The sequence below is a fragment of the Shewanella sp. GutDb-MelDb genome (assembly GCF_002836075.1).
Classification (GTDB): Bacteria; Pseudomonadota; Gammaproteobacteria; order Enterobacterales; family Shewanellaceae; genus Shewanella.
In genome coordinates, this window is the sequence record NZ_PJBM01000059.1 from 1 (window position 1) to 2314 (window position 2314).

The 2314-nt window shown below is 42.2% G+C and carries 2 protein-coding genes; both read left to right on the top strand.

Annotation, left to right across the window (positions count from 1 at the left end; translation table 11 throughout):
• Positions 1 to 182 precede the first annotated feature (182 nt).
• On the top strand, positions 183 to 1130 hold the full coding sequence (locus CXF82_RS01220; protein WP_101091365.1) for a phospholipase A: 948 nt from the start codon (positions 183 to 185) through the stop codon (positions 1128 to 1130).
• Positions 1131 to 1209: 79 nt separating this feature from the next.
• A partial coding sequence (locus CXF82_RS01225; RefSeq protein ID WP_145991630.1) for a hypothetical protein occupies positions 1210 to 2314 on the top strand: 1105 nt, incomplete at its 3' end.

Below are 2314 nucleotides of genomic sequence, written 5' to 3' on the forward strand. Positions count from 1 at the left end.
TTATCGCATTTAGATCTAGAGGCGGGTTTCAAAACCCGCGTTGATATCACAGTGGTAGTCACTTCACCTATTTACCGAGTGTTAAGTTGCCAGCTTGCTATAGCACTGTTAAACACAGAGATAGCTAGGTAGAATTGCGACAAACAAAAAGAAGCGCAGTTTTAACAACTTTTGGGAATATTATGAATAAGCTAGGCACGCTATTATTGTCTATGGGTTTGGGCTGCTCTTTTGCGTCGTTTGCAGCAACGACGAAAGCAGAGCCAACAGAGGTCGCTAGCAAAACAGAAGATATTGAAGTCAAAAAACAAACATCATTGGTGGCAGCGCGAGTCTCTAAAGAAATTGCAACTGCCGACCTGCCTTATGTCATTACACCACACAAGGTTAACTACATTCTTCCGGTGACTTACAACTCCTCTCCTAATATGGAACCTTTTGCTGAAGAAGTTAAAGACACCCCGTTTACGATGGATAATGTAGAAGCCAAGTTTCAAATAAGTTTTAAATTTCCGCTCTGGCACAATGTATTTGGCGATAATGGCCACCTGTTTGCAGCATACACCAACCAGTCGTACTGGCAGGTGTATAACAAAGAAATATCTTCGCCGTTTAGAGAAACCAATCATGAGCCTGAAATATTCATGATCTTCACTAATGATTGGCAAGTGGGGCCTTTACAGAACTCTTTTTGGGGGGTCGGCGCCGTACACCAATCAAATGGGCAAGCAGGATCATTATCCAGGAGCTGGAATCGCTTATACGGCATGATGATATTCGATTCAGGGCCATTTGCGCTTGAAGCTAAAGCGTGGTGGCGTATACCTGAAGATGAAAAAGAAACCCCAACCTCTCCGAGTGGCGATGATAACCCAGATATAATGGACTATATGGGTAACCTTGAGTTTACAGGGGTGTACGGACTCGATGAGCATAGATTTAGCTTAATGGTGCGTAACTACATTCAAAAGCCTAATTATGGCGCAGTAGAATTTACCTGGAGTTACCCCATCATGGGCAATCTGAGACTCTATACTCAATACTTTAATGGCTACGGTGAAAGTCTTATCGACTATAATTCACATAACCAACGCATAGGTATCGGGATCTCTATCAACGATATTTTATAACTATGCTTTTAGTCAATTAGTTAGAGGCTATGCCAGCCTAGCCTAGAAAAGGCTAAGCTGGCCATATCCGAGAATCGATATGACAGTCAGTTTTAAAAGCATAGTCGTATTATTTGTACTTATGATGGGCATAAGTGCAGCTCAACTCATTCGACTGTCTTTTTTCCCACATACTGCCTCGTATACACTGAGCCCAGCACAGCAGCGACAAGATATTAACCAACTTTTAGCAGTAATTAATCAAAAGTCATCTTTCGCAGCATTCGATCCCGCCCAAAAATACATTTTTAATCAACAAGCACAACGACTGTTAAGCGCTAACTTACAGCCGAGTAATGCGGTTAATTTTCAAGTTAAATTGCAGCGTTGGATCTCTTCTCTCAATGATCCAGCGACCTCTATAAGTCTGCCCAATCGAGCGAAGCAACTTACCGATATAAAACAGCTTCCAGGCCAGCTCTATTACGATGGTCAACATTGGTTAGTGTATACCGCAGAAAATAGTCTGTTCAATGAAGAGTTTCCCTTCTTAACCCACATGGACGGCCTCCCCATGCAACGCTGGCAGAAAGCTGCGCAGCGGTACATTCCCGACTCTATCAAGTTATCAATCAAGGAGCAGAGTCATTGGTTACACGGCATTAATCAGCTTCGGTTAGATATAGGCTTAACAACCTCTAACAGCATCGTTTTGACATTCACCAATACAGAGGGTGATAACACTCAGCGAGAGGTTGCTTTAGTCAGCAGAAATCAACAGCAAGAGAATATTCAGCAGCCGACAGCAGCGGCCATGGCCGCTTCATCTAGCTCACAGCATGTGATTCGTTACCCTGAAAATATTAAATTATCACCCCATATTTTAGAGCAACTTGCATTAAGCAAACCTGAACAAGATCTTATACTCGATATCAGACACCTAAACGTACCGGATACCGCTTTAACTCAATGGCTACAGCGCCAATTTGCGCCTCAGAGTGTGGCATATAGTAGCGCTATCGGATTAATGAAATACAAACGTTATCCTCATTCATCAACAAAGTTATTTTCGACTAAAAACATAGTTCCAATTAAAGAACTACATTTTTTTGAGCAAGTTAACTTAGAAGCATTGGGGTTCGATAACCATATTCAGGACTCTATAAGCTTTAGCCAATGGCTAGTCCGTCGCTTAGTAAACAACA

What these genes read in the sequence shown, in the direction of transcription:
- CXF82_RS01220 (WP_101091365.1), top strand. Translation starts at nt 183, where the DNA reads ATGAATAAGCTAGGCACGCTATTATTGTCTATGGGTTTGGGCTGCTCT.